This window comes from Ewingella sp. C233, assembly GCF_055407225.1.
In genome coordinates this window covers 2,594,643-2,620,988 of record NZ_JBUZRI010000001.1, presented here as the reverse complement: position 1 = coordinate 2,620,988, position 26,346 = coordinate 2,594,643, and the positions used below count along the sequence as shown (strand labels likewise).

General features: G+C 52.9%; 20 protein-coding genes and 2 pseudogenes. 13 read left to right on the top strand and 9 right to left on the bottom strand.

Going from position 1 to position 26,346, the window contains the following annotated elements; genetic code table 11:
• Positions 1 to 23 precede the first annotated feature (23 nt).
• Positions 24 to 269 (top strand): annotated as a pseudogene (locus tag ACZRKO_RS11840) (transposase); the annotation flags it as partial.
• Between the two features lie 12 nt (positions 270 to 281).
• Here ACZRKO_RS11840 and ACZRKO_RS11835 read toward each other — a convergent pair.
• Positions 282 to 1,433: an IS30 family transposase gene (locus tag ACZRKO_RS11835; protein WP_463737357.1), complete on the bottom strand. Its 1,152-nt coding sequence runs from the start codon at positions 1,431 to 1,433 to the stop codon at positions 282 to 284.
• Between the two features lie 64 nt (positions 1,434 to 1,497).
• On the opposite strand from ACZRKO_RS11835, the pseudogene ACZRKO_RS11830 reads away from it, so the two are divergent.
• From ACZRKO_RS11830 to ACZRKO_RS11820, 3 genes and pseudogenes are all read left to right on the top strand, one after another.
• Positions 1,498 to 2,397, top strand: a pseudogene (locus tag ACZRKO_RS11830) (IS3 family transposase); the annotation flags it as partial.
• A 178-nt stretch (positions 2,398 to 2,575) separates the two neighbouring features.
• Entirely contained in the window at positions 2,576 to 2,899 is a 324-nt protein-coding gene (locus tag ACZRKO_RS11825; RefSeq protein WP_463737356.1) for a glycine-rich domain-containing protein, read from the top strand.
• A gap of 331 nt (positions 2,900 to 3,230) precedes the next feature.
• A complete protein-coding gene (locus tag ACZRKO_RS11820; protein ID WP_463737355.1) occupies positions 3,231 to 3,644 on the top strand; it encodes a tail fiber assembly protein in 414 nt (137 codons plus the stop codon).
• Positions 3,645 to 3,716: 72 nt separating this feature from the next.
• Here the strand turns inward: ACZRKO_RS11820 and ACZRKO_RS11815 are convergent, their stop codons facing one another.
• Complete coding sequence (locus ACZRKO_RS11815; RefSeq protein ID WP_463737354.1) at positions 3,717 to 4,802, bottom strand: acyltransferase family protein; 1,086 nt, start codon at positions 4,800 to 4,802, stop codon at positions 3,717 to 3,719.
• Between the two features lie 195 nt (positions 4,803 to 4,997).
• Positions 4,998 to 6,074, bottom strand: a complete 1,077-nt coding sequence (locus ACZRKO_RS11810; protein ID WP_463737353.1) for an acyltransferase family protein — start codon at positions 6,072 to 6,074, stop codon at positions 4,998 to 5,000.
• A gap of 433 nt (positions 6,075 to 6,507) precedes the next feature.
• On the opposite strand from ACZRKO_RS11810, the gene ACZRKO_RS11805 reads away from it, so the two are divergent.
• Positions 6,508 to 6,774 (top strand): hypothetical protein, encoded by a 267-nt coding sequence (locus ACZRKO_RS11805; protein WP_463737352.1) that lies wholly within the window; start codon positions 6,508 to 6,510, stop codon positions 6,772 to 6,774.
• Positions 6,775 to 7,351: 577 nt separating this feature from the next.
• Here the strand turns inward: ACZRKO_RS11805 and ACZRKO_RS11800 are convergent.
• A complete protein-coding gene (locus tag ACZRKO_RS11800; RefSeq protein WP_463737351.1) occupies positions 7,352 to 7,690 on the bottom strand; it encodes an NIPSNAP family protein in 339 nt (112 codons plus the stop codon).
• 577 nt (positions 7,691 to 8,267) lie between these two features.
• Here ACZRKO_RS11800 and ACZRKO_RS11795 point away from each other — a divergent pair.
• The 3 genes from ACZRKO_RS11795 (at position 8,268) to yncE (ending at position 11,410) form a co-directional block, all read left to right on the top strand.
• The gene (locus tag ACZRKO_RS11795; protein WP_463737350.1) at positions 8,268 to 9,299 is read left to right on the top strand and encodes a methyltransferase; all 1,032 of its coding nucleotides are present in this window, start codon (positions 8,268 to 8,270) and stop codon (positions 9,297 to 9,299) included.
• Between the two features lie 176 nt (positions 9,300 to 9,475).
• Complete coding sequence (gene zinT / locus ACZRKO_RS11790; protein ID WP_463737349.1) at positions 9,476 to 10,123, top strand: metal-binding protein ZinT; 648 nt, start codon at positions 9,476 to 9,478, stop codon at positions 10,121 to 10,123.
• 216 nt (positions 10,124 to 10,339) lie between these two features.
• Positions 10,340 to 11,410 (top strand): 7-bladed beta-propeller protein YncE, encoded by a 1,071-nt coding sequence (yncE, locus tag ACZRKO_RS11785; RefSeq protein ID WP_463737348.1) that lies wholly within the window; start codon positions 10,340 to 10,342, stop codon positions 11,408 to 11,410.
• Positions 11,411 to 11,475: 65 nt separating this feature from the next.
• Here the strand turns inward: yncE and ACZRKO_RS11780 are convergent, their stop codons facing one another.
• Positions 11,476 to 13,761, bottom strand: a complete 2,286-nt coding sequence (locus ACZRKO_RS11780) for a TonB-dependent siderophore receptor (protein WP_463737347.1) — start codon at positions 13,759 to 13,761, stop codon at positions 11,476 to 11,478.
• 286 nt (positions 13,762 to 14,047) lie between these two features.
• Here ACZRKO_RS11780 and fes point away from each other — a divergent pair, with 286 nt between their 5' ends.
• The 3 genes from fes to ACZRKO_RS11765 are packed head-to-tail and all read left to right on the top strand — an operon-like array spanning position 14,048 to position 19,563.
• On the top strand, positions 14,048 to 15,388 hold the full coding sequence (gene fes / locus ACZRKO_RS11775) for an enterochelin esterase (protein ID WP_463737544.1): 1,341 nt from the start codon (positions 14,048 to 14,050) through the stop codon (positions 15,386 to 15,388).
• Positions 15,375 to 15,617, top strand: a complete 243-nt coding sequence (locus ACZRKO_RS11770) for an MbtH family protein (RefSeq protein ID WP_463737346.1) — start codon at positions 15,375 to 15,377, stop codon at positions 15,615 to 15,617. Before fes ends, ACZRKO_RS11770 begins: the two co-directional genes overlap by 14 nt.
• A gap of 40 nt (positions 15,618 to 15,657) precedes the next feature.
• A complete protein-coding gene (locus tag ACZRKO_RS11765) occupies positions 15,658 to 19,563 on the top strand; it encodes an amino acid adenylation domain-containing protein (RefSeq protein WP_463737543.1) in 3,906 nt (1,301 codons plus the stop codon).
• 3 nt (positions 19,564 to 19,566) lie between these two features.
• On the opposite strand, the gene ACZRKO_RS11760 is transcribed toward ACZRKO_RS11765, so the two are convergent.
• Genes ACZRKO_RS11760 through fepD form a run of 3 tightly spaced genes read right to left on the bottom strand, consistent with a single transcriptional unit; the run spans position 19,567 to position 22,483 of the window.
• Positions 19,567 to 20,385 carry an ATP-binding cassette domain-containing protein gene (locus ACZRKO_RS11760; protein ID WP_463737345.1) on the bottom strand — a complete coding sequence of 273 codons (819 nt, stop codon included), beginning with the start codon at positions 20,383 to 20,385 and terminating at the stop codon, positions 19,567 to 19,569.
• Positions 20,382 to 21,368: an iron-enterobactin ABC transporter permease gene (gene fepG, locus ACZRKO_RS11755; RefSeq protein WP_463737542.1), complete on the bottom strand. Its 987-nt coding sequence runs from the start codon at positions 21,366 to 21,368 to the stop codon at positions 20,382 to 20,384. The genes ACZRKO_RS11760 and fepG overlap by 4 nt, the downstream gene beginning before the upstream one ends.
• 44 nt (positions 21,369 to 21,412) lie before the next feature.
• Positions 21,413 to 22,483: a Fe(3+)-siderophore ABC transporter permease gene (gene fepD / locus ACZRKO_RS11750; RefSeq protein WP_463737344.1), complete on the bottom strand. Its 1,071-nt coding sequence runs from the start codon at positions 22,481 to 22,483 to the stop codon at positions 21,413 to 21,415.
• Between the two features lie 135 nt (positions 22,484 to 22,618).
• On the opposite strand from fepD, the gene entS reads away from it, so the two are divergent.
• Positions 22,619 to 23,887 carry an enterobactin transporter EntS gene (gene entS, locus ACZRKO_RS11745; protein WP_463737343.1) on the top strand — a complete coding sequence of 423 codons (1,269 nt, stop codon included), beginning with the start codon at positions 22,619 to 22,621 and terminating at the stop codon, positions 23,885 to 23,887.
• Here entS and fepB read toward each other — a convergent pair whose 3' ends face one another.
• Positions 23,888 to 24,856 (bottom strand): Fe2+-enterobactin ABC transporter substrate-binding protein, encoded by a 969-nt coding sequence (gene fepB / locus ACZRKO_RS11740; protein ID WP_463737342.1) that lies wholly within the window; start codon positions 24,854 to 24,856, stop codon positions 23,888 to 23,890.
• Between the two features lie 198 nt (positions 24,857 to 25,054).
• Between fepB and ACZRKO_RS11735 the strand changes: the two genes are divergently transcribed.
• Entirely contained in the window at positions 25,055 to 26,284 is a 1,230-nt protein-coding gene (locus ACZRKO_RS11735) for an isochorismate synthase (RefSeq protein ID WP_463737341.1), read from the top strand.
• The last annotated feature ends 62 nt before the right edge of the window (positions 26,285 to 26,346 follow it).

The following is a 26,346-nucleotide window of genomic DNA, read 5'->3' as shown; positions in this document are numbered from 1 at the left end:
GGAGGCCTAATGAAGGAGTGTTTATGTCAGTCAAAACGTTCACTGAAGAATTCAAAATTGAAGCCGTAAAACAGATCACTGAGCAGGGGTACCCTGTATCTGAGGTCTCCTCTCGACTTGGTGTATCCACTAATAGTCTTTACGCCTGGGTTAAGCGCTACCAGAAGCCCGAGCCGCAGCGTAAGCAGGACGATGCACTTCAGCATGAAGTAAAGCGCCTCAGGCAAGAACTTAAGCGAGTAACTGAAGAGCGGGATATCTTAAAAAAGGCCGCTGTAGATTCAACTTGTCAACGCAACACCCTTTTCAAAAACCTGTTTTGGCGTCTTAAATTTCAATGTTTTCCTCGGCCTGTTGTTTAATTGCTCTGCGACATGGTCTAGGTCTTCTTGTGAATGTTGAGCCAGACAGGTCTTTTTAGGGAAGTATTGCCGAATAAGGCCATTAGTGTTCTCGTTGGTACCTCGTTGCCATGGGCTTTGTGGGTCACAGAAATAAACTAGCGTGCCTGTTTCAGCCGTAAAATCAGCGTGTTTGGCAAGCTCCATACCGCGGTCCCAGGTCAATGATTGCCCAAGCTTGAAGGGCATTTCTTTAAATTTCTCTATCAAAGCTTGATTCACTGAAGTGGCGTCTTTTCCCTTCAATTTCAGCAGGATGGTATAGCGCGATTTCCTATCAACGAGAGTAGCAATATGCGTATTTTTTGTTCCTGAGACTAAATCCCCTTCCCAGTGGCCAACAGAACGACGATTGTCGATATGCTTCGAACGCTCATGGATAGAAATACCATTGACGATGTTAATCGTCCCGCGCTCACCCTTGCGAGAGTGGCGTTTTCCATGACGTAGACTGTGAGAACGGCGCAGGTGCTTTACCAGCAGATGATGTAAGGCGTTCCTGGTGCGAAAATACAGGGTTTTATAAATCGTCTCTGCTGATATTTGCATCGATTTTCGGCGATACACTGTATTTTTAAGCCATCCGGATATTTGTTCAGGAGACCATTTGAGTTCCAGTTTTTCCAAAACAAAATCCCTTAATTCCAGATTCTTCTCCAGCAAGCAGGGCTTCGGCCTATTGGCCATTCGGTTCGCCCGGTTATTCGCATCCACCGCTTTGTAATAGCGTCTGCCACGGTTACGTTGAATCTCTCTTGAGATCGTAGAAGGCGAGCGATTTAGAGAATGCGCAATAGCTCTGATACTTTTTTTGGCAGAGAGTCCGACGCGTATTTCTTCCCGTTCAGATAACGTCAAATGTGATGAAGCGCGTTTGCGCACGTTGGGCTTCATGCCACCGGAGTCTCTTAAAATAGTGAAAATGGTGCCAGGCTTAGAATCCAGGGTTTTAGCAATGTCACTGAAGCCGATACCGTTCTTCCATGAGTCGAAAACAAACTCTTTTTCTACTGCCGTAAATGTACGCTTCATTCAATAATCCTCCGCTACCCCATGTTTTAGCATGGATGTTGCATTGATCAATTGAATCTACAGCCGCGTACTTTGCAAGAACGTCAGGCTGAAGTATGCCTTCATTAAAAAAATGTCGTCCTTTTATGCTGTACGCCGGTTATGCCTGGTTCTTGGCCTCCATCACAGCGGTTATTACCAGTGGCTAAAGCGGCCTAAATCTTTGCGTACCCGGCAAGATGAACGGCAAACAGGCTTGATTAAACAACTGTGGCTTGAAAGCGGTACGGTTTACGGCTATCGAAAAATCTGGTTCGATATGAAAGATCTGGGTGAATGCGTCGGACGTAACAGGATCGCGCGCCTGATGAGGCTCGCTGAACTAGCATCTCAGACTGGATACCGAAAACGACGCTATTACGGTGGAGGAAAGCCTTCTTTTGCCAGTCCAAATTACCTTGAACGCCAGTTCGTTGTCCCAACCCCAAATACGCATTGGGTGAGTGACATGACTTATATAAGGACGCATGAGGGTTGGCTGTATCTGGCTGTTGTTCTTGATCTCTTCTCACGCAGGGTTATCGGCTGGATCATGGGCGGACGAATGACCGCTGAGTTAGTAATGGATGCATTATTGATGGCGGTATGGCGACGTAAACCAACGGCAGAAGTATTAATCCATTCAGATCAGGGCTCTCAATATACGAGCGAAAGATGTCAGCATTTTATGACAGCTCACAATTTAAAAAGCAGCATGAGTCGTCGGGGTAATTGCCATGACAACGCAGTGGCAGAAAGCTTTTTCCAGTTGCTAAAACGGGAACGCATAAAGAAACGGATCTATAAAAATAGGGAAGAAGCGAAGGCGGATATCTTCGATTATGTCGAGATGTTTTATAATGCTAAACGCCGCCACAGTGCCTGTGAGGATCAACCCCCTGCAGTTTATGAAAGTGCCTGGTTCATGAGGCACGGAACAGTCTAGGAAACTAGGGTCTATTCACTATTCAAAAACAGCTAACACCGGCGCTTCAACTTTTGCCCCAAATGGTAATACAGCATATCCACTATATTCACATGCCAACCAGGCACTTCAGGGCGGTGAAATAATCGCTAACGGGCTTATCGAAGTCGAATGGAACAGTACGTTAACTGCGTGGGTTATGTGCGGGAATTCCGGTGGTGCCACTCCTGTTGCCACTGCATCGCAATCTAATCAAGCAGTAAATCTTGCGCAATTACTTTCAAGACCCGCAAACTTTCAGAGATTCACAACTAGTGGGTCATTTACGGTGCCACCAGGAATAACAACCCTCATTGTGTCAGGGTGTGGTGCAGGTGCTGGCGGCTCTCAGACTTCAGTAAGCACAACCGTGTCTGGGTCAGGTGGCGGTGGCGGATTTGTTATTAGACAACCTCTGGCGGCAACCCCGGGTCAAGTATTCGCTGTCACTATTGGTACTGGCGGTGCGGCCGGGGCGGTGTAGGAGGCGCTGGGGGCTCTGTTGGGCAATCACTAACCAACTCTGCTTCTGGCGGATCGCCCGGCGCCATTTCAGGAACAATCACTGGAGGATGGGGTGGTGATAGTCAAAGCGTAGAGGGTGGGGGCGCTTATGGTGGGCAAGGTGGTGCATCTCCGTTTGGTGCAGCTGGGGGCATGGTACGTGGTAACTCAACGCCTATTGCTGGGAAGCCTGGCCTTGGTTTTGGCGCAGGAGGAGGAGGTGCGGGTGGCGGCAATACAAATGCTGCGCACACGGGCGCAAAGGGCGGAGATGGCGCGCCGGGCTTGTTAATTATTGAATGGTGAGCAATATGAACAACTATGCACTTGTACAGAACAACATCGTAATTAATATTGTAGTTTGGGACGGGGTGGATGATATTGATTTCGGAGATGGGGTTATTGCCGTCGAGTATGAAAACCAAAGGTTAGTATCAATCGGATATTCCTATGGGAATGGCACTTTCATTCCACCACCGCCAACTGATGATGATGTTAGCTTTATAAAAGAACAGGTAATCAAAAATAACATATCCATTAAAAATAATCTAATAGCCACGGCCACAAGCGTTATTACTGTTTGGCAAACGAAACTACTTGTTGGACGGAAGATTGATGCATCGGATAGTCAATTATTAAGTAGTTGGCTGAATTTTATTGATACTATTAATAATATAGATGCCAATACTGAAAGCGTTATTAATTGGCCTGTAATTCCATCTTGATAAATTGACGTGCGGGATTGTAAATTGTTCCGCACATTAATTAATGAATTTAAAACACCTCATGTTTTATACCTAAGATATTCTCTTGTTTTTTGAAAATTTAACCTCAATTAAGTAATGAATGACTGTGGAAATAATAATGGATGATAACAGACTAATTAGGACCGATTGGATCGGGCCAACCCGATGGGCGATAAGTATTTTCATCAAACAGTAACCCCCAACCCCATGTATCACATAAAGTGGATAACTTATATTTGCCATAAATGAAAGAAACTTGTTCTTCTTGTTAAGAATGTCAAATTTCATACACAATATAAACACTAAAAAAGATATGATGTAATTGCTGGTTGTCCATTTTAGGGTGCTTAAAATACCAGATGCTATAGATATGTGGAACATAGCAATAAGTAAAAATGATATTATAGATGCATGAATTGTTTTTATCTTATTCTCATGCAATAAATGCAACGTCACACCAATGAACATGATATTGAAATAGGATAGATAAATGGGTGCTGACTTTAAATATTGAGGTACAGAACCTATAATATTATCATTACCAATGATAATTGCAGTAATGGTGGATATTATAGGGATTGAAATTAAAAGAAAACTATCTTCCCTGAATAATAATATTGTTATTGCGCATGCGATGTAAAACTTAACCTCTATTTCAAGTGTCCATATAATCCCATCAATATTCCTAGATTGAAATACATCTCTTATTCCAGGTATTAAGTGAATAAGTATTTCATTCAATGTGATGTCAAATGGGATTGCGAATAAAGTTGATGTTATGTATATCATTGCAAGTGTTATGGTAAATCCAACGATGTACACAGGGAGTATCCTATTCACCCTGCCAAGTAGAAATCGGTGTAAATTGTGCTTTTTTAGAGAGAAAGGTATAACAAAGCCACTAATAATAAAGAAAAGACCAACGCCAATAGATCCAAATTCAAAGGAATGCCCAAAATCAAAAAATGTAAATATTTTTGGTGTCGGGACCTGTTTTTCATTTAACGTCGTAGAGAAGGTTAATTGAGCTGCTTCTATTCGCATACTCCAGAAGTGAACAATATAATGTGCAAAGACCACCAACATAGCTGCAAGTCCGCGCAGATTATTAGCAAACTCAATTCGTTTTTGTATCATAAATGCACCTAACTTCTTGCTATTTAATATGATAAAATCATTATCATAATCATACAAATGGATTTGCAAAGTGCAAAGTGCAAAGTGCAAAATAAATATCCATATGTACTAATCGGTTTTTAGTGATTATTTGGACATGTTTTAATAAAGAAATAACAGACGAGCGGATCAAGAAGCCACTCGTCTATGTTGCCATTATGCCAATCTTTTTTTTTGTTCTCCTCTAAAGTAATTATTAAGAGGTTTTTCGTAAAGTTTGTACATAATAATTGAAACGAAAACGCCAAACACAACAGTTGGGAGTATGAGGAACATCACTGATTTCATACTATCTAGGTTAACGTAAGGAGAGAAGAATCTTACGGATATGTTTATAATTATTTGGTGAATCATGTACAGACTAAATGAAGCTTCGCCAAGCAATACTAAAGGCTTGATTGAAATGGCTTTTGATATCGCACCCGAGCCAAGCGCAAAAATAAACACCATGGCAGACATGGGGATTAAATAATAAATGTCAAACCTCCATGTCATCGGTATATATTTAACGCCAACAAATGCAAATGCCACAAGAGACAGTAGTGATAATACTTCTAAAACAGTCCCTTTAATATACCCAATGTTGATCTTCCCTGGAGAGTATATTTTGAATAGCAACATACCAACTATGAAGTCTATAACCCTGAATGCTGGGTTTATGTAGAACATCCACCCTACATATTTCGAGGAGTGATCTATTCCTATTAAATGGAATACTATTGCTGCTAGAAGTGCTGAGCCAACTACCATTAGCTGAATGGTATTCAGTGTTACCAAAAATATAAATGACACATAAAAGAACATTTCAGTTGAAACGCTCCAGGATACGCCATTGAATCCGAAGTAGTAGTTCTGATCGGCAACGGCGCTCTGAACGAGGAGAGCATTGGCAAGTAGTGACTTGAAATCCAATGATATGAAGGATTGCCAGTTAAGATACACCACGCAAGCTATCAATAGAGTCAGCAAATGCGTAGGGTATAGTCTAGAAACCCTGTTCCTAAGAAAATCCTTAACCTTGTAAGAACCTCTTTTTTTGTGCTGATCGTAACTGTAGCTAATGATGAAACCAGAAAGCACATAGAAGAAAGTAACCCCTATAAATCCTTCATAGAAAATGCTGTAAATCAACCTTCCTAATGCGCTGTTGGTGTGCTCAAAAAAGTGAAAGTGATGAAGGAATACGCCCATGGCAGCAAAAAAACGCAGGGATGTCAGTGCATTGAGTCTCATTTTTTACCTTGCCCATTAAATAATCTATTTTTAATTTCAAGAAACTTATTTCTAATCTCTTGCTTATGGGTGCTTATATAATTATTCATATCCCACACCGCAAAAACAGAAACAAGCAAGGCAAGAATGAACGAGTAGTTCATGCCTATGGCGATGTCTCCAGCAAGAACTGAGCGTATCGAGACAATCGCCGCGATTATCAAAAGAATCCGCATCATAAATGAAATTCACCTAAAAAAATCATACGTAACTTTACAGCCAATCAACAAGAATTCCCATTGATCTGACGAAGTGAAGTAGCAGAATGAACAAAAAATATACAATTAATATCAACTGGAAATGACTTTAGGGACAAAAAAAGTTCATAACACAAAACCTTCTTGATTATACTGTGTGCATAACCAGTTATTATGGGGTGGCATATGGCTGGCGTATGGGTAGCGATGGGCAGGATTTCGATGTGATTTACCATGGACACGTGCGAACGCACATCAGGCCGGGGAAGTACGTGTTCATTCAGAGAGCGATTGAGCACGGTGGCGGCTATTGGTTCGGTCAGGTCTATGATGACTTTTTCAAGTTCGCGCTGGAGTGGCCGGTTTCACTGAGGGAGGGGATAAAGTATCTGATGGCTATAGCTGATAACGAAAAACAGATAGATGTCTTTGATGACAGCCTGGATGATTTTACGTTAAGGTGAGAAAGTGGAAAGGGTGGGATTCAGTTCTTGGAATGCAGATCTGGAAATTGATTTATGACGTGTGACGTACTTGTGAGGTAGCTACAATGACACCGTAGAGTCATGGGTGTGTCACTGTTTGCCATGGTCGTCAGTGTGAGTGAATTAATGGCTATAATTATCAATATGTTATGTTGTTTTTAAGTCTATAAAACGTTCTTGTAATCAGTAGGTCACCAGTTCGATTCCGGTAGTCGGCACCATTTCAATAAACGTCATCACTCACACTCCTGCATTATTCCACTTTCTGATACTTACGTTTACCCATTAAAATTTATACACCCTCATTTTAGCTCTTCAAATCTTCTGGAATCTGTCTCGCGACATCAACACGCTCACCCTCAGTCTCTAATATTTCCAATACAATCGGCACCTGCATTGCGCGCGTTATCGCTTTGACTCATGGATTGAAGTTGTGGTTTCTATACCACCCGCAATATCTCAGTGGTAGCCCTGGCGGGGCAGCCTTCTGGCTGACTGGGGTCCTCAAAGGCCGGTACTGCGAACTCCTTCTGGGTTGCCACCAAAGAATTACAGTCTAGTTAATATCTCTCAGCCCATCGATACCTTTCTGAGGAAGGCTAATTATCGTTTTTAGGCTGTTCTCAATTCGGTTAACAATGTCTTGCCGTGGACCCATTCGCCAGTCGTTGCTTGAGTAAAATGCATCCAGCACCGACGACATGCTTTCCTCACTATCAAAAGTGCGTATGAGATAGTAACTATCCTGATCATGCAGCGAGTTTCCATAAGAAACGATGTCTATACCGTGTTGGTGATGAAGGGGAGCGCTGATTTCCGCCATGATGTTATGGAACTCTGCGCCAGTGCCTTTACTCAACGTGTATTGTAAGATCTCTACGATTTTATTTTCCATCAACACTGAGTCTCCTGTATTTATATATTAAGATCCCTGCTGTCCGAGTATGACATAACAAAATAACGAGATTGCAATAGGATTGTTATATGAGCCCTCTGCATAATCTGCATTTTTTCGCGAAAATATTTGCTTTTTCAATCCTCATTCAACCATCTTTATCTGACTTATCCCTTATTTTTAGATGTAAAATATGGTTAATGTAAAATTATCAGTACAAAAAATAACTGAAAAGCCATTTCAAAGCAGGGAGTGTTTGTTTTTCATGAACATGGCTTGAAAAAACTGTGTTGGTCATTATTTGAAAGGTTTGCGGATTAATAGTATTTTTATTTTTAAACTATTTTTAATTTCAATTATATCAATGAGATGTAATAAAAAAGACTGGCGTCTTAATGATGAGTTGGAAAGAAATGATGACGATGAATTAAGTGATTTGCCACTTTAGGATATTTGATATTAGGCGTATCCCTGACCATTATTCTCTGGACAAAAATTCGGAAACTCAGTTCGGATTTTTTGTATGACCATTACGGCTATCTATCTACTTGAATATTCTGCGAGAGGTATTATTAGCATGGAAAGTAATAAGTCTTTAATTTCAGAAAATGAAAAAGGTGCACTCTATTTAATTGATCAGGCAATGGGATATACCTATCAGGCGGCGCTGCGTGCGGCGGCGGTGTTAGGGGTTGCCGACCATCTTATAAAAGGGCCGAAAACGATCCAGGAGCTTGCGAAGGATCTTGGCGTGGACTGGAAACAGCTCAACCGCGTGATGCGGCTGCTGGCAACGCGCAATATTTTCCTCGAACTCGACGACGGACGTTTTAGCCTTAACCCGCCATCCGAACATCTCTGCACCTCCAACCGCTATTCTCTGCGTTCGGCGGTGCTGATGCTGACCGATGAAACCTTCTGGCGTCCGCTGGGGAATCTGGCAGAAAGCGTTCGTGGTCACTCTGCCTTCAAGCAACTGTTCGATATGTCTTTCTTCGAATATTGGTCACAGCGGGCATCGCACGATCAGGGCTACGACTTCCATTCCGGCATGTCTTCGATGTCTGAAGTGGAAAATATGTTCCTGGTCAGAAGTTATGACTTCCCGAAAAACGCGACGGTAGTGGATGTGGCCGGGGGGATGGGTGGCTTGCTGTTGCAGGTTCTGCGCGCTAACCCTACGCTGCACGGCATATTATTCGATCAACCGCACGTATTAAACCGCAACCGTCTGGCGGAGCTGGGTGATGATTCCCGCTGGAAATTACAGGGCGGAAGCTTCTTTGAAGCGTGCCCGGAAGGCGATATTTACCTGCTTAAATACATCACCCATGACTGGTCAGACGAAAACTCTGCCAAAATATTGAGCAACTGCCGTAAGGCGATGCGTCCTGGCGGTAAAATACTTATTATGGATCCGGTTATCCCGGAAGGCAGCGTGCGTCACTCCGGCAAGGAAATGGATCTTCTGCTGATGGCGAGCTTCGACGGCGGGCGCGAACGCACGGAGACCGAGCTGAAGGGATTGGTGGATAACGCCGGTCTGAAAATTAACCGCATCATCGACAGCGGCTTCTTTGTCTCCATTATTGAAACTGTGGTGAAATAACGCCGCTCCTGTCCTCAGTCACTGTTAATACCCTAAAAACACTGTGCAGTTGCAGTGTTTTTTATGTTTTTACCTCCCTCCTTTATAGCCTGTATCTTCGCTTTTTTACGTTGATCGTTAAATTGTTATGTTATAACATATCCATTCAATAACACATAATGGCTCAGGATGGACCAATGAAAAAGAATGTTTTTGCTTTAGCACTGACTTTGGGAATTTTATCGACCAGCGCGGCGTCATTTGCGCATAACCACGCTCACGGCGTTCCATTATCTGCGGCAGAGCGTCAGGCCGGTGAGGGCGTGTTTGAGGATTCGGCCGTTCAAGACCGGCCGCTAGCCAACTGGAATGGCATCTGGCAGTCTATCAATCCTTATCTGATCAGTGGCGATCTGGACCCTGTTTTAGAGAAAAAAGCCAAACAGAAGGGCGGTAAAACGGTGGAGGAATACCGGGCTTATTACAAAAAGGGGTATGCGACCGATATCGAGATGATTGGCATTGAAGATGATGTGATTGAATTTCATGTCGGTCAAAAAGTTGAGGCCTGCAAATATACCTACTCCGGATTCAAAATTCTGAATTACGCGTCTGGTAAGAAAGGGGTGCGTTATTTATTTGAGTGTCAGGATGCCCGTTCAAACGCGCCGAAGTTTGTGCAGTTTAGTGACCATATTATAAGCCCACGCAAGTCAGAGCATTATCATATTTATATGGGGAATGTCTCTCAGGATGCACTGTTAAAAGAGATGGATAACTGGCCAACATTTTACCCTTATATGTTGACCAAGGCACAAGTGGTTGATGAGATGCTTCACCATTAAAGTCAGTGATTGTGCTAAGGCCCGGCTTTCACGTAAAGCCGGGCCGAACCGCAGATAACGTCCTCAACGTCCTCAATTCTGTCATTCTTCATGGCCTTCTCCCTTCCATTGAATTAGAATGATAATTATTACCATTATCGTTTGTGATTCCCCTGGTTGCGGGTGATGTGAAATAGCCTGCGGCTACTGTTTTATTACCCTTGTCTGAGAGGATCTATGACACCCTTTACTGCCCCTTTAATCAAAAAGCGTATCCTGCCGCTGGCGTTGTTAATTTCTCTTGTCACTTCAGGCTCAGCCTGGGCCGAGAGCAGCTTTAGCATTGAGCGCAAACCAGTCAGCAAAGGCGCTTACGAACTGGTTTATGACTCCCCGCAGGCGCTCTATCTGGCGACGTCTGGCAGCCGCAAACTCGACAAAGGCGGTGCGCTGTACCGTTTGGATCCGTCCACGCTGAACGTGACGCAGACCATTAAAAATGCGCTGAAACCCTTCGGTCTGGCGATGAACAAAAAAACCGGCACACTGTTCCTCGGCAATACGGTGAACAGCGCCATTACCGCGGTTGACGCAAAAAGTGGCAAAGAGAAGGGATCACTGGTGCTGGACAAGCGCCCGCGCACCGAAACCGAACGTCCGCTGGCCCCTCGTGAACTGGTGGTCGATGAGAGCAGCAACACTGTCTATATGGGCGGGCTGGGTGACCAAAGCGTCGTATGGGTGATTGATGGCGCAACGTTGCAGTTGCGCAAAACTATCGACGGCCTGGGCAAATATGCCACCGGACTGGCGCTCGACAGCGCCGCGTCGCGTCTGTATGTCACCAACGCGGACAACGAATTTATCACCATCGATACCAAGACTGATGGGGTGCTCTCCCGTGTGAAACTGGACGCCGATGCTGATCACTTTTACCTGAACATCGCGCTGGACCCGGCCACGCACCGCGCCTTTGTGACGGATTCCAAATCACCGCAGTTACTGGTGGTGGATACCGCCAATAGCAAAGTGCTGCAAAAAGTTGACCTGCCGGTCTCACTGGCCGTGCTGTTTAACCCAACCCGTCACGAAATTTACGTTACCCATCGTGAGGCGGGAAAAGTCAGTGTGATTGACGCCAAAACCTACAAAGTTCTGCACACCATCGACACGCCGGTTCACCCGAACAGTCTGGCATTGTCGGACGACGGCCAGTCGCTGTTTGTCAGCGTGAAGCAGGCGTCGTCGAAGAAGCAGGAAGCGTCAGATCCGGACGACGTTGTGCGCATCACCTTTACTGATAAGTAAATAAACGCCATAAAAAAGCCGCTGCGAAGTTATCCGCAGCGGCTTTTTGTTTATCTCAACGACGCTTAGAAGTGCGTATTCAGGCTCATATAATAGGTGCGGCCCGGTTCGTTGTAGGTCGCGGCACCGGCGCCGTACATGTAGGCATTGGTGACGGTGTTACCCACGGTCTGGGCATTACCTTCGCGGAACTGGCGTTTATCGAACAGATTGTCGATACCCGTGGTGACGCTGACGTACTTATTCACCGTATAGGTACCGCTCAGGCCGAACACCGCGTAAGGGCTGACTTCCTGTTTTTCGCTGCCGGTGATAGGTTCACCTTTATAGTTGTATTTCTTCGGCTTCTGACGGCCATACCAGGTCATGGTGGTTTGCAGCGAGAGGTCTTCCGTGGTCTGCCAGCTCAGGGTGGAGTTGATAGTAAACTTCGGAATAATCGACAGATAATCGCCGGTCTCTTTGTTCTTGCTCTCAATCATGTAGGTGCCGTTGTTATTCCACGCGATGGTGTCGGTCACTGGCACATTCAGCGTGCCTTCCAGCCCCTGAACGACGGCTTTCGGCACATTCTCCCATTTATAAACATCGGACTTGCCGTTGACTGAGGTCCCGCTTGGCAGATAACCGGCTTCAATTTTGTCGCGGTAATCGTTACGGAAGTAGGTCAGGCCTGCCAGATACCCGCTACGATGGAACTCCAGCCCGATCTCTTTATTGATGCTGGTCTCGGCTTTCAGATCATCGTTACCTAACAGATAACAGCCTCCGGCGCTGGCGGCGCAGCCCTGACCTTTACTGTAGAGCACGTAGTTCGGGTTGGTCTGGTACAGACTTGGTGCTTTGTAGGCGCGGGCGATGCCCATTTTCAGCGTGAAGTCGTCACCCAGTTCCTGTGACAGGTTCAGGGCCGGGCTCCAGTTATCGCCGACGACCGAATGATGATCAAAACGCAGGCCAGGCGTCAGCGTGGTGCTGTCGGTCAGCTCCATATTGTTTTCGGTGAAGAGAGAGAAAATCTCCGCCGAGGAGTAAGGGCTGCGGTTGGAAGGATCAATGCCGGCGATATTCCCGCCCATCATGCTCTGAGTATTGGAAGACGGATCCTTCATTTTTTGCTGATTCCACTCGGTGCCGAAAGTGGCAGTTTGCGGCACCAGCAACTCGAAAGGCACACTCATTTCACTGTGCAACAGCACGTCATTGAGGGTGGTGGTGTTGAAGCCGGTGTCCGCGAAAATCCCTTCGGTACCGCCCGCCAGCCCTTCGTTCATGCGCGAGTTTTTGGTTTTCTCGTACTGCACATAGTGGGTGGTACTGATGCCGTTGTCCCATGCACCGCGATAATTCAGTGAGTAGGCCTGACGGTAAATACGGTTGGTCTCGTCGCCATACATGCTTTTCACCAAATCGCTGGTGTTGGTGTTTTGTGTGTCACCGGCATACAGGTTGCCCTGACGTCCGCCGGAGGCTTCAAACTCCAGCGACTGCATCGGCGCAAAATCCCAGCGCAGCAGGCCATCGATATTTTTATCAATCACCCCTTCACGGCCCGCAGGCAGGGTATCGGCGTAAGCGCCGGTGCGTAAAGACTGATGCCCCTGGTTGATGTCCTGCGCGTCAGCCTGCGTTTTGCTGTAGCCGCCAAACAAGCGGAAGCTGAACTGGTCGCCGAGCGGGCCGGAGAGGCTGAAGTCGGTGCGTTTGGTCGAGCCTTCCGAATTATGCTCCGGCGCGTTCATGTAGGTATTCCATGAACCGTGCAGCTCTTTAGTGTCGCGCTTGGTGATGATATTGACCACACCACCCGCCGCGCCGTTGCCGTAACGGGCTGCCGCCGGGCCACGGATCACTTCGATCCGTTCGATCATTTCCGGTGGTACCCAGGCGGTATCGCCACGGGTATCACGCTCGCCACGCCAGCCCTGACGCACCGAGTTACGGCTGCTGACCGGCAGGCCATCAATCAGGATCAGGGTGTTTTCCGGGCCCATACCGCGGATATCAATCTGGCGGTTGTTGCCGCGCTGGCCGCTGGTCGAGTTGCCGGTGAGGTTGACGCCGGGCATGGTGCGGATCAGTTCATTAATATCGCGGGCCGGAGGGCGTTTTTTGATCTCTTCAGCGGTAATGGTCGACACGCCAGGTGCTTGCAGGTTCTGCTGCGCGGCAGTGACCATAATGGTATCGCCGTCGGCATCTTGGGTTTCGCTGCTGTCGGGTTGTTCTGACGTGGACTCAGCCGTTACAGGGCGGGCCGTCGCGGCGCTGAGTGGTGTTGAGAATGTGGTGGCCCCGAGGCCCAATCCAAGAAGCGTCGCTAAAGAGTAGCGGGACAATTTGCTGTTCATTTTCATTCCTGATCCGGTTTCCCTCCCTCAACCACTGGATTGCGCAGGCGGCACTAAGAGCAATAAAACGCCAGCAGCGGGATGGCCGGTTGTCATGTTGTATGTGTGTGGTCAAAAGGTGCCCAACCCTATGGGCAGACACACACTATTGCAAATGAAAACAATTATCAATACCATTCTCTTTATCGTCTGTCGCATTTTAAAAAATAACCTGATCATGTAACTCGTTATAAATAATGAGGTTATTGATATGTTAAATAAATCAACCACAGAGTGAGTAGGGATGTTGAAAATGGAACCAGAGTCAGAAAGTGGCACGCTTCTGTCAAGCCAGCACGCAGGCAGCAATGGCTGGTGGCTGGACATCGCACGACGGGGAACGCCATGGATTGAACCCTCAGGGCAGGGCAACTGGAAGGTCACTTTCTTCTGGCGTGACCCGCAAGGCAGCGAATTCACCTCCGTGTGTCAGTGTGTGTGGATCAACATTACCGGCAAAACTGACCACCATCAGCCCAGGCCTCCGCAGAGTCTGCAACGTCTTAGCGGCACCGACGTCTGGTTCTGGCAAACTGAGATGGAAGCAGGCTGGCGCGGCAGTTACAGCTTTATGCCCGCCACAGAAAACCGGCCATTCGCGCCGCCCTCATACGACCCTCACGCCAACATGATGGCGCTGCGCCACTGGTGGCGTGACCGCTTTGTCACGGCGACGCACGACATCCTCAATGCGCACCGCAGCTGGTCCGGCGGGCGCGGGCACCGCGTCAGCGGGCTGCATATGCCGGACGCACCGCCGCAAGCCGCCTGGAAGGATTTCGACAACTTCGCCACCGGCTGTGGCCGTTGTATGCCTGCGCCGCCCACCTTCCTGCAAAAACACCAGTGGCACAGCCCGCGCCTGGGTAACAGCCGCACGGTGTGGGTCTGTACCACCGGCGAAGATGATCCGGCTTCGCGTCCTCTGGCTATTTTGCTCGACGGCCAGTTCTGGTCGCAGCAGATGACGGTCTGGGAGCCGCTGCATCAGTTGACCGAACAGGGACAACTGCCCGAGGCGGTTTATCTGCTGATTGACGTGATCGACACCGAACACCGCAGCCGTGAGCTGACCTGCAATGCCGACTTCTGGCTGGCGGTGCAGGAAGAACTCCTGCCGCAGCTGCGCAGCTGGGCGCCTTTCCGGGATTCGCCTGACACCACTGTCGTTGCCGGGCAAAGCTTTGGCGGTCTTTCCTCCCTCTACGCCTGTCTGCACTGGCCGCAAACTTTTGGCTGCGCGCTCAGCCAGTCAGGATCATTCTGGTGGCCGCAGCGCGGGCCGTCTGAGGAGGACTCCGGCTGGCTGTTGCGCCAGATAGCGCAGGGTGTCGGGCAGGCGTCGCCGCTGAAAATCTATATGGAAGCAGGCGTGCATGAGCATTTGATCCACCGGGTGAATGGCGAACTGAGGGAGCTATTACAGGCGTCGCCGCATCGGGTGCATTACCGCGCCGTGGCCGGCGGACACGACGCGCTATGCTGGCGCGGCGGGTTGATGAACGGACTGGAGATGCTGTGGTCGCCGCACTTTGTTGCCAACACGCAGGTCGGTGAAACCGAAGGAGCTCTCGATGGAAAGCCTTAACCCGTTTGATGATGAAAACGCCGTCTGCTGCGTACTGATTAACGACGAACAGCAGTACAGCCTGTGGCCGGAAAACCTCACCGTTCCCGCCGGATGGCGCGTGATGTTCGGCCCGACAGCCCGCAGCGGCTGTAACCACTGGCTGGACGAAAACTGGCGCGATATGCGCCCGCACTCCCTGCGCCAGTACGATGCAGCCTCACCCGAACAGGAGCCAACCGGTGTCTGAAACTTCTCTTTTACCCGCTACTTCGCAGACCGCTTTGGCTATGCCGCTGGTAGCCGCGCAGCCTGGCATCTGGATGGCAGACCAGCTCTCGCCGCACGGCAATGCTTACACCGTTGCCCACTATATTGAGATCAACGGACCGCTCGATGCGCATTACATGACGCAGGCCATTATTCAGGGGCTGAGCGAAGCCGACACCGTTTCTATGCGCTTTGAGGAGCGTGACGGCATCGCACTGCAAACGCCGTGCGCGTTAGCATCAGACTTTCAGCCAGAGTGTGTGGATCTGCGTCAGTCGGCCGACCCGGAACAGGCCGCGCTGACCTTAATGCGCCAGGATCTGGCGGCGGAGCTGCGTATTCTCAGCAGTCACACCCTGCACCGTCACGCGCTGATCCGCGTCAGTGACGCGCGCTGGTTCTGGTATCAGCGTTATCACCATATTCAGGTCGATGGCTTCAGCTTCACGGCGATTGCCCGCCGGATCGCCACACTTTATACCGCGCTGTGTCAGCAGAAAACGCCAGAACCCTCGCCGTTTGTGCCGTTTCGCGACGTGGTGGAAGAGGTCGGAAATTACCAGCAGGGCGCGGCGTTCGCCCGTGACGCCAAATTCTGGCGTGAAAAGGCTGCCACGTTGCCTGCTCCGGCGACGATTTGCCCGCAGCCGTTGGCCGGGCAGGTGCCGTCCGTGCGCCTTCACCGGCTCTCATGCGCCTGCGACGCAGCTCAGGTTGAGTCTCTGACCGCCACGCCGCAGGAACACGCGCTGACGGTCAGCGATATCGCCATCGCGCTGGTGGCATTATGGGTTTCACGCCTGAGCGGTCAGACCGATTTCTGCGGCGGTTTTATCTTCATGCGCCGAATGGGATCCGCCGCCCTGTGTGCCACGGGCCCGGTGATCAACGTGCTGCCCGTTGAGATGAACATCGACCCGGCCGCCACGCTGGCTCAGCTGGCCGTGCGTTTGCGTAACGAGCTGAAAAAAGTCCGCCGCCATCAGCGTTATGACGCCGAGCAGATCACCCGTGATCTGGGCATAGCGGGCGACGCCCGGCCCCTCTACGGCACGGTATTCAACTTTAAAATGTTCGACTACCAGATTGATTTTAACGGCGTGGCGGGCATCACCCATGACCTCGCCTCCGGTCCGGTGCGGGATCTTGAGATCGCCTTGCACATCGGTGAAGACGGTGCGCTGACCGTCGATCTTCAGGCCAACGCCGAACGCTATGATCGCGATGAACTGGAGGCGCATCTCCAGCGCCTGCCGTTGCTGTTGGGTCAGTTTGCCGCCAACGCCCGGCTGCCGGTCGGTGATGCGGATCTTCTGAGCGAAGCGGAGGATGAATTACTCGCGCGGGTCAACAGCACCGCCCATCCTGTGGTGAAAAGCACGCTCAGCCAGCAACTGGCACAGCAGGCCGAACGCACGCCGCACGCGCCTGCGCTGGCCGACGGAGAGCATCAGTTCAGCTACGCGCAAACCCGTCAGCAGGTCGCGGCACTGGCTCAGCAGCTGATTCAGCAAGGGGTAAAACGTGGCGATATCGTGGCCGTGGCACTGCCGCGCTCGGTGTTTCTGTCACTGGCGCTGATGGCGATTGTCGAGGTGGGCGCCGCCTATCTGCCGCTCGATACCGGCTACCCTGATGAGCGCCTGCGCATGATGCTGGAAGACGCCAGCCCGCGCCTGATTGTGACGCACCCCGACCAGCTTGCGCGTTTTGCCGGGCAGGGCCGCGTGCTGCTGGTGGATAAACCGTTCAGTGCAGTTTCGGCCCCAGAGATCCCGGTGAATGCCCCCACGCCTGAACACGCCGCGTACCTGATCTTCACCTCCGGTTCCACCGGCCGCCCTAAAGGCGTGGTGGTCGGACATCAGGCCATCGTCAACCGGTTGCTGTGGATGCAGGATCACTATCCGATAGGCAGCCATGACGTGGTGTTGCAGAAAACGCCGTGCAGCTTTGACGTCTCGGTCTGGGAGTTTTTCTGGCCGCTGATGGTGGGTGCCCGCTTAGTGATGGCACCGCCCGAAGCGCACCGTGATCCGCAACTTTTGCTGAACCTGATTGAACAACATCAGGTGACCACGCTGCACTTTGTACCCTCGATGCTGGCGGCGTTTGTCAGCGCGCTGGACACCCCGCAGGCCATCGCGCAGTGTGCTTCGCTCAAACAGGTATTTTGCAGCGGGGAAGCGCTACCCGCCGAACTTTGCCGCCTGTGGCAGCGTAAAACCGGCGTGCTACTGCACAATCTTTATGGCCCGACGGAAGCGGCGGTGGACGTCAGTTGGCACCCCGCCTGGGGCGACGCACTGGCAGCGGTGAAGGGGGCGAATGTGCCTATTGGCCTGCCGGTCTGGAACACGGGCCTGCGTATTCTCGACGCACGCTTACAGCCGGTACCGCCTGGTGTGGCGGGGGATCTTTACCTGACCGGCGACCAGCTAGCGCAAGGTTATCTGGGCCGCCCGGATCTCACCGCCAGCCGCTTTGTTGCGGATCCGTTCGGGCAGGGCGGGCGCATGTACCGTACCGGTGACGTAGCACGCTGGTTGCCTGACGGCGCGGTGGAATATCTGGGACGCAGTGACGATCAGCTGAAAATTCGTGGTCAGCGCATCGAACTGAGCGACATTGACCATGCGCTGCTCTCCTTACCCGGCGTACAGCAGGCGGTGACGAATGCCATGACGTTGGGCGCAGTCAGCAGTGACGCCACCGGCGGCGACGCACGCCAGCTGGTGGGGTATCTGGTTGCCCAGCCGGGTGTGGCGCTTGACGTCGACAGCCTGCGGGCCGCACTGGCGGAACGCCTGCCTGCGCATATGGTGCCGGTCGTGCTGATGACGCTCGAGGTGCTGCCGCTCAGCGCCAACGGTAAGCTCGACAGAAAAGCCTTGCCGCAGCCGCAAAGCGGAATGCCAATACAGGGGCGTGAGCCGCTGCCAGGGCTGGAGAACACTATCGCTGCGCTGTTTGGGCGCTTATTGCAGCGTGAACCGGTGTTTGCCGACGACGATTTCTTCGCGCTCGGCGGCCATTCGCTGCTGGCGATGCGTCTGGCGGCAGAGCTGCGTCGCGAGCTCGGTAAACCGGTGTCGGTCGGACAGGTGATGGTGGCCTCACGCGTCGAACAACTGGCGCAACTGCTGGCCGAAGAACGCACGCAGGAGGAGGCGGATCGCAGCGGTTTTGATGCTGTGCTGCCACTGCGCACCGGCAGCGGGCCGACCTTGTTCTGCCTGCATCCCGCTTCGGGTTTTGCGTGGCAGTTCAGCGTGTTGCCGCGTTATATCGACGAACATTGGTCGCTGGTTGGTATTCAGTCGCCGCACCCTGATGGCCCGCTGGCGCTCAGTCAGAATATGGAACAGGTGTGCGATGCCCATTTGCAAACCGTGCTCTCGGTGCAGCCGCACGGGCCTTACCATTTCATCGGTTATTCGCTCGGCGGCACGCTGGCGCAGGGCATTGCTGCCCGTTTACAGGCCAGAGGGGAAGAGGTGGCATTTCTCGGGCTGCTGGACACTTATCCGCCGGAGACCCAGAGCTGGGACGTGATGCTGGATGACAACGTGTTGCAGGAGATCCAGCGCGAACGCCAGCAGTTCCGCGCCGCCTCTGAACAGACGCTTGAGGGGGGACCGAGCGAAGCTCGCCAGACCATGTTCGACCATATTGAAGCCAACTATGCGGACTCGGTGCGGCTGCTGTCGGCGACGAAAACTGCGCGTTTCCACGGGCAGGCGACGCTGTTTGTCGCCCGTCAGACGTTACAGGAAGGAATGGATGTGCAGCAGACCTGGGCAGAATATGTCGATGCCTTGCAGGTTCACGAGCTGGACTGCGCGCATGTAGACATCGTCTCTCCGGCGTCATTCAACGTGCTGGGGCCGCTGCTGAACCGTGTATTGCGAACCTTAGCCGTTTAGCGCTCAGGCCGCTGGCGAAGGCTCTCTTCCCAGCGGCACCACCAGCGGCGTATGCGAAACCGGATCGTCAATGATCATACAGCGCAGCCCAAACACCTCTTCAATCAGCGCCGTAGTGACAATCTCGGCCGGTGGGCCTTCGGCGACAATCTTGCCGTCGCGCATGGCGATCAGGTGCGTGGCGTAGCGGCAGGCGTGGTTGAGATCATGCAGAACTACGACCAGCGTGCGGCCCAGATTGCGGTTCAGATCCTGCATTAATTCCAGTAAATCAATCTGATGGGTGATGTCGAGCCAGGTGGTTGGCTCATCGAGCAGCAGCAGTGGCGTTTGCTGCGCCAGTACCATGGCGATCCACACCCGCTGGCGCTGCCCGCCTGAAAGGGTATCTACGGCACGGTCCGCCAGTTCGCTGATGCCGGTCGCCTGCATGGCCTCGCTTACCGCCAGCCGGTCAGCCTCACTCCAGCGGCTGAACAGGCGCTGATGCGGGTAACGTCCGCGGCCGACTAAATCCTCGACCAGAATATCACCGGGCGCGACGGAGCTTTGCGGCAGCAGCCCGAGCTCACGCGCCACCTCTTTGGTGGCATAGTCGCTGATCTGCCGCCCGTTGAGCAGTACGCTGCCGGACTGTGGCGAAATCAGGCGGCTGAGCGTGCGCAACAACGTGGATTTTCCACAGGCGTTCGGGCCGATGATCACCGTTAATTCGCCGTGCGCAATAGCAAGGTTCAGCCCCTCAATGACCACTTTCTTGTCATAGCTCAGGGTCAGGTTTTCACCCCGAAGCGGGGCGGTATGGCGGGTGGTTGTCATCATTTTCTGCGTGACTCTCGAATTAATAATCCAATCAGGTAAATGCCGCCGAGGCTCACGGTCAGCACTCCTACCGGCAACTGATAGGGGAGGAACAGGCGTTGCGTAGCGACGTCGGCCGCCAGCAGCAGCAGTGAACCGGTCAGGCCTGCGATAAGCAGCGGCTGGGACTGATTAGGACATAACCGGCGGGCAATCTGCGGCGCAACCAGCGCGATAAAGGAGATTGGGCCGGCCACGGCGGTGGCGGCCGCCGTCAGCGCGACACCCGCCAGCATGAGCAGCAGCCTCGAACGTTCGACCGGCACGCCCAGCGCGCGGGCCATATCATCGCCCATCTCCAGCAAATGCATCCGCCGCGAGAGCAGCAGCGTAAGCCCCCACGCCAGAATAATCAGGCCGACGACGGGCAGGTTTTTGGCCCAGGTGATGCCATTCAGCGAACCCGCACTCCATAATCCGGCAGTCAGTGCCGACTCAAGCGAGGCAGAAATCACCAGCCAGGTATTGCCCGCCACCAGCAGCGCGCGCACGGCGATACCGACAATGATCAGGCGGAAGGTGTCGACGCCGTTGCGCCATGCCAGCAGATAGACCACCACGGCGGTGAGTAATCCGCCCGCCATTGCGCCAAAAGTAATACCGAGGATCGTGCTGTTAAACAGCACGATCGCCACCAATACGCCGCTGTAGGCACCGGTATTGAAGCCAATCACGTCAGGGCTGCCAAGCGGATTGCGCATCAGCGACTGAAAAATCGCCCCGCTGGCGGCCAGCGCCGCGCCCAAAATCAGCGCCATCGCCACGCGCGGCAGCCGCCACTGGGTGACGATGACTGTCAGATTATGCGGGCCTTCGCCGCGCAGGGCGTTGAGCACCTGCCATGGTGTGAGCGACAGCGTGCCACTGCCGAGGCCATAGACGGTCAGCACCGCGCACAGCAGGATAAGAATAAATATTGTGAGTATCTGGCGTGAAAAAGGCATGAATTTACGCGAACAAGGGGGCATAGAGGCGATTGTCGTCATCATCAACACCGCTTCATCAGGGCGCGGTTACGCACCAGAATAATCAGCACCGGCGCGCCGATAAACGCCGTCACGATGGAAACGCGCAGCTCACCCGGCACCAGGAGCCGCCCGGCGATGTCCGCCGTCAGCAGCAAAATGGGCGTCAGCACCAGTGTCCAGGGCAGCATCCAGCGTGGATCTGAACCGGCCAGATGGCGGGCGATGTGCGGCATAATCAGCCCGACAAAGGCAATCGGTCCCACCGCTGCGGTGGCGCTGCCGCACAGCAGGGTCACGGCTAGCAGACCGCAAAGCTGTGTGGGGACAATACGGGTACCGAGCGCGGTGGCCAGATCGCTTCCCATACTCAGAGTGTTCAGGGCGCGGGTCATCAGCAGTGCGAGAACCGCGCCGCTGATAATGGGTAAAGTCACGACGCGGATCACCTCCATACTGCGGATATCCAATGAACCAGCCTGCCAGAAACGCAGCTGATCAAACACCAGCGGATTGAGCAAAGCGAGGCCGGACGAGAAGCCCTCCAGCACGGCGCCAAGCGCCACACCGGCCAGCGTCAGGCGGATCGGACTGACTTTTCCGCCACCTATCGCGCCGATCAACGCCACCATCAGCGTTGCGACCAGTGAACCGGCGAAGGCGAACCACAGATACTGGCTGATATCGGTCGCACCAAAAAAGGTGATGCCCAGCACCACGGCAAAACCGGCACCGGCGTTAACGCCAAGAATACCGGGGTCAGCCAGCGGATTGCGGGTGAGGATCTGCATCAGCGCACCGGCCAGACCGAGCGCCACGCCCGCCAGCAGCCCGGCCAGCGTGCGCGGTAAACGTGCATCGCGCACGATCACGCAGTCGGGCAAGGGGCACTGACCTTGCAGGGCGGCCGTCACGGTGTTGAGCGGGATCGGCTTTGCACCCACGCTGAGACTCAGAAAAATAACCAGCGCCAGCACGGCAACGGCCAGCAACATAAATAGCGCGCGGCGCAGCCATGCCTGCGAAGGAACGCGTAGCGGCGGCTTTTCCCTCGGGAAAAACGTGGGGGATGGTTCCGTAAGAGGCCGTGACATAAGGGATAAATACACCAAAGTTAATCTTAATGATATTTATTATCATTATCTATTGCGTTTAGCTATGGTAGCATGAGTTATCTTGCTATAGCACTACTTTGACTGTGCCTTTTACCCACATGTGACACCTTGATAATGAATAAGCCTTCGATTTTGCTCGATTTTTCCCTGCTGAAAACCCACGCCACGTTCCGTGCGGTTTTCTGCGCCCGCTTTATTTCTATTTTGGCACTCGGTTTGCTGGGCATTGCCGTGCCGGTGCAGATTCAGTCCATGACCGGCTCAACCCTGCTGGTAGGGCTGTCGGTCACGCTGGCTGGCAGCGGCATGTTTATCGGCCTGCTGATGGGCGGCGTCATGGCGGACCGCTACGAGCGCCGCCGCCTGATCCTGTTTGCACGCAGCACCTGCGGCCTCGGGTTTATCGGCTTGTGCATCAACGCTGCGTTACCTGCCCCCTCGCTGACGCTGATCTATCTGCTGGCGGTATGGGACGGTTTCTTCGGCGCGGTCGGAGTGACGGCACTGCTGGCGGCGACGCCCGCGATTGTCGGACGTGAAAATCTGGTGCAGGCCGGGGCCATCAGCATGCTGACCGTGCGGTTCGGGTCGATTCTCTCACCGGCTATCGGCGGGCTGGTGATTGCCAGCGGCGGGGTGGTGTGGAACTACGGTCTGGCGGCCGTCGGCACGGGTCTGACGCTCATTCCGCTGCTGAAGCTGCCGCAGCTCGCGCCGCCGGTGCAAAAGCGTGAGCATCCGCTGCGGGCGCTGATTTCCGGTTTCGCTTTCCTGCTGCAAAACCGGGTGATTGGCATGGTGGCGCTGTTGGGCGCGCTGCTGACCATGGCGAGTGCGGTGCGCGTGCTTTACCCGGCGCTGTCGGGGATCTGGCAGGTCAGCGCTTCGGAACTGGGGCTGATGTACGCCGCCGTGCCGCTCGGCGCCGCTGTCGGTGCGCTGACCAGCGGACGGGTGGCAAACGTGGCGCGCCCCGGTTGGCTGCTGCTGATGACCGCTATCGGTGCGTTTGTCGCCATTGGCCTGTTCAGCCTGATGCCGTGGTTTGGCCTCGGGTTAGCTTTCCTGGTGGTCTTCGGCTATCTCAGCGCCATCAATGCGTTGCTGCAATATGCGCTGATTCAAAACCTGACGCCGGATGATTTTCTCGGCAGGATTAACGGCCTGTGGACGGCGCAGAACGTGACGGGAGATGCCATCGGCGCGCTGCTGCTCGGTGCGATGGGCTCGGTGATGTTACCGGCCATGACTTCGGCGAGTTTCGGCTTCACGGCGGCGGTGCTTGGCGTGGTGCTGGCGTTTATGATGCGGGCGTTACGCCATACCATAACGGGCGGGCAACAGGCTCAGCCTGCGCCCACCCGTGCGGTCAGTGAGAAATGATCAGCGAGCAGTAAATAGCGTTTCCAGCCGCGTCAGCAGATTGCTGGCGCTGTAGTAATCCAGGCGGAAGGTGTCATTGCCGAGAGAATAAACCTGCTTGTTTTGTACCGCCGGAAGATGGGTCAGAAATCGGTTGTCCATCAGCCGCTGGCTGTCGCTGTCATCGCCAGAAAACAGCAGCAGGCTTTTGCCGTTCAGCCCTTCAGCCATATTTTCACCGGCTAATTGCACGATGTCTTTACGTACGCCCTGGCTCTGGCTGCCGTGCACACTGTCTGGCGCGGTGGCCAGCGTGAAGCCCAACTCGTGCAGTAATTGTCCCTGTGGTGAAGCGGCCGTCCACAGATTGGCTGCCTTGCCGTCCGGACGGTAGACCAGCGCCGAGACCGGCTGTGCAGGGAGCTTCAGCTCACTTTTTAGCTTTTTAACCCGCTCATCAAACTGCCGCACGGTGGCATTCGCCTGCGCTTCATGGCCAGTGGCGACGCCCAGCTGCAACGCCAGTTCCTGCCAGCTTTTATCGTCATAGTTGACGACTAAAACCGGCGCGATGGCAGAAAGCGGGTCATACAGTTTCAGCGCGGAATCCCCGCCGGTGGCCGAGATAATAATAAGATCCGGTGCTTCCCCGGCGATGGCTTCGGCATTAGGTTCACCGATGTACAACCGCTGCACTTTGCGCTCGGTGGCAAGCTTGCCCCACTGGCGGAAAAAGCCCTGCGCGTCGGCAATCCGGCTATTGGGGCTGGTGGCTCCGCTGGCGATCACTGGCGCATCAATCGCCAGCAAGGTCCCGGTGAGGGTGACGCTGGTGGAGACAATCCGCGCGGGCGCATGGGCCAGCGTAATGCTGCCGTGAGCACTTGGGATCTCGCGTGGCCAGCCCGTTTCTGCGGCCAGACTGGCGTTGCAGAGCAGAACGGAAATCCCGCCCGCAAGGGCCAGACGGTGGATCAGGGTATTGTTCACTTTCGACATCCTCAAGTATAGCGTGCTGAAAATTCTCACTTTATCAGTGAGTTTGAACTTTCCGTTGTGGTGAAAAAAGCACATGGCTTCAGTTTACGATTATTGACACACGTAAAATCGTCGAGTAGTTTACCGCCATTAGATGCAAATGATAATCGTTATTATATTCATTATCATTTTATTAATAGGAGTCGACTGATGGATGCTGTAGTGATGGACGGGAAAGGCAACGGGGCAGGGCAGACGGATCAACAGCGCAGAGCCGGTGCTGAAAGCGTGGCGGAGATATCGCCTACCGAGGGTTTTTTCCTCACTTCCCCTTTTCGCAGCTTAGCGACGCAGGGCTGTTTCACTACACTTACCTTGCCTGCCGCCGGGGGGGAAACACCCGACAGCCCGTTCCAGCAGGCGGTACAGCAGGCGTTCACTCAGGCGCGACACGCCGGTATTGCTCATCCGATCCTCTGCGGTGCCATTCCTTTCGATACGCAGCAACCCTCTGCGCTTTTTGTACCTAGAGAAGTGCAGTGGTTTGACCGGCAGACGTTTCTCGATAATACGCCGGTGACGCAAGGGGCGCTGCCAGAAGTGACCCGCAAAGCCGAACATCCCGCGCAGCCTGAATTTATGCAGATGGTTTCTTCTGCGGTAGAAGCGACTTCCCGCGGGGCGCTACGCAAAGTGGTGCTGTCGCGCCTGCTGGAGATCGAAACCCGCCAGCCGGTCGATCGTGCCGCGCTGATGGCGCGCATGATTGAGCAGAACCCTGGCGGTTATCACTTCCATGTTCCGCTGGAAAAAGGCGCGCTGCTGGGTGCCAGCCCGGAACTTTTGCTGCGAAAACTCGGCAACCATTTTCACTCCAATCCGCTGGCCGGTTCGGCCAGGCGCAACAGCGATCCGGTGCAGGATGACGCCGCCAAAAGTGCGCTACGGGTGTCTGCCAAAGACGTTTACGAACATCACATCGTCACCGACGGTATGCGCGAAGTGCTTGCCCCGCGCTGCGCCCATCTGCATATCCCGTCGCAACCTGAACTGCTCAGCACGCCGACCCTCTGGCATCTTGCTTCGCCTATTGACGGCGACGTGGCGGACAGTGCCGAAAACGCGCTTTCGCTGGCCTGTCTGTTGCATCCGACGCCAGCACTGTGCGGCACGCCAACGGTCGCTGCGCGTGAGCTGATCTCCCAACTTGAACCTTTCGACCGCGGCCTGTTTGGCGGCATCGTCGGCTGGTGCGATGCCGAGGGTAATGGCGAATGGGTGGTGACAATCCGCTGCGGCACGGTGAATGCCAATCAGGTTCAGTTATTTGCCGGTGCGGGTATCGTGCCCGATTCCACGCCAGAAGCGGAATGGGCAGAAACCGGCACCAAACTCAGTACGATGATGCGCGCCTTCGGCCTGCATACCCTTTGTTCTTGAAGCCGCAGGCTGCGTTAGCTGCGCTCGTTCACCCGAATCACTGACTCATGTCAGCTCATCGG

Bases quoted from the DNA above. Each gene is read 5' to 3' on its own strand.
- ACZRKO_RS11760 (WP_463737345.1), bottom strand. From the start codon at position 20,385: ATGATGACAACCACCCGCCATACCGCCCCGCTTCGGGGTGAAAACCTG.
- entS (WP_463737343.1), top strand. From the start codon at position 22,619: ATGAATAAGCCTTCGATTTTGCTCGATTTTTCCCTGCTGAAAACCCAC.
- ACZRKO_RS11805 (WP_463737352.1), top strand. From the start codon at position 6,508: ATGGGTAGCGATGGGCAGGATTTCGATGTGATTTACCATGGACACGTG.
- ACZRKO_RS11825 (WP_463737356.1), top strand. From the start codon at position 2,576: ATGTGCGGGAATTCCGGTGGTGCCACTCCTGTTGCCACTGCATCGCAA.
- fepD (WP_463737344.1), bottom strand. From the start codon at position 22,483: ATGTCACGGCCTCTTACGGAACCATCCCCCACGTTTTTCCCGAGGGAA.
- ACZRKO_RS11780 (WP_463737347.1), bottom strand. From the start codon at position 13,761: ATGAACAGCAAATTGTCCCGCTACTCTTTAGCGACGCTTCTTGGATTG.
- ACZRKO_RS11765 (WP_463737543.1), top strand. From the start codon at position 15,658: ATGCCGCTGGTAGCCGCGCAGCCTGGCATCTGGATGGCAGACCAGCTC.
- ACZRKO_RS11820 (WP_463737355.1), top strand. From the start codon at position 3,231: ATGAACAACTATGCACTTGTACAGAACAACATCGTAATTAATATTGTA.
- yncE (WP_463737348.1), top strand. From the start codon at position 10,340: ATGACACCCTTTACTGCCCCTTTAATCAAAAAGCGTATCCTGCCGCTG.
- ACZRKO_RS11800 (WP_463737351.1), bottom strand. From the start codon at position 7,690: ATGGAAAATAAAATCGTAGAGATCTTACAATACACGTTGAGTAAAGGC.
- ACZRKO_RS11735 (WP_463737341.1), top strand. From the start codon at position 25,055: ATGGATGCTGTAGTGATGGACGGGAAAGGCAACGGGGCAGGGCAGACG.
- ACZRKO_RS11835 (WP_463737357.1), bottom strand. From the start codon at position 1,433: ATGAAGCGTACATTTACGGCAGTAGAAAAAGAGTTTGTTTTCGACTCA.
- fepG (WP_463737542.1), bottom strand. From the start codon at position 21,368: ATGCCTTTTTCACGCCAGATACTCACAATATTTATTCTTATCCTGCTG.
- ACZRKO_RS11795 (WP_463737350.1), top strand. From the start codon at position 8,268: ATGGAAAGTAATAAGTCTTTAATTTCAGAAAATGAAAAAGGTGCACTC.
- ACZRKO_RS11815 (WP_463737354.1), bottom strand. From the start codon at position 4,802: ATGATACAAAAACGAATTGAGTTTGCTAATAATCTGCGCGGACTTGCA.
- zinT (WP_463737349.1), top strand. From the start codon at position 9,476: ATGAAAAAGAATGTTTTTGCTTTAGCACTGACTTTGGGAATTTTATCG.
- ACZRKO_RS11770 (WP_463737346.1), top strand. From the start codon at position 15,375: ATGGAAAGCCTTAACCCGTTTGATGATGAAAACGCCGTCTGCTGCGTA.
- ACZRKO_RS11810 (WP_463737353.1), bottom strand. From the start codon at position 6,074: ATGAGACTCAATGCACTGACATCCCTGCGTTTTTTTGCTGCCATGGGC.